Genomic DNA, 649 nt, shown 5'->3' on the forward strand with positions numbered 1-649 from the left:
GAAGTAGGTAGCTTAACCGCAAGGAGGGCGCTTACCACGGTAGGATTCGTGACTGGGGTGAAGTCGTAACAAGGTAGCCGTATCGGAAGGTGCGGCTGGATCACCTCCTTTCTAGAGTAGCACCAGGGGCTAACGCTCCGTCATCAAGCGCCTACGCTTATCGGCTGTTGGAACTAAGTAACGAGAACAGTTTGGGTCTGTAGCTCAGTCGGTTAGAGCACCGTGTTGATAACGCGGGGGTCGTTGGTTCGAATCCAACCAGACCCACCATGGTTATCAAGCAATACCACGGGGGGATTAGCTCAGCTGGGAGAGCACCTGCTTTGCAAGCAGGGGGTCGTCGGTTCGATCCCGTCATCCTCCACCAAAAGCTCAAACGTAAGCCTCTGCGGTTTAGGTTTGATCTTTTCGAGATCACTGTTTTTTCGTTCTTTAACAATCTGGAAGAAGTAAAGTTTTTTTAAGCGTGCATGTAAAAATGCACACTTAGGGTAGTAATCAAGTATCAACAAACATGCAATTAAGCTGTACTCTTGATTTCTATGACGATCCCTGTTGTCAGCAGGGGCCAACGTTATAGGGACAAGCGAATAAGTGCACATGGTGGATGCCTTGGCGATTACAGGCGATGAAGGACGTAGTAGCTTGC

The 649-nt window shown here is 49.3% G+C and carries 2 tRNA genes and 1 rRNA gene; all 3 read left to right on the forward strand.

What is annotated here, in order from left to right:
• A 16S ribosomal RNA gene (locus FG94_RS03370) occupies positions 1-111 on the forward strand; the annotation flags it as partial.
• Between the two features lie 82 nt (positions 112-193).
• Positions 194-270 (forward strand) — tRNA-Ile (locus tag FG94_RS03375).
• Positions 271-291: 21 nt separating this feature from the next.
• Positions 292-367, forward strand: a tRNA-Ala gene (locus FG94_RS03380).
• The last annotated feature ends 282 nt before the right edge of the window (positions 368-649 follow it).

It is taken from the genome of Massilia sp. LC238 (genome assembly GCF_000735635.1).
Classification (GTDB): domain Bacteria; phylum Pseudomonadota; class Gammaproteobacteria; order Burkholderiales; family Burkholderiaceae_D; genus Telluria; species Telluria varians.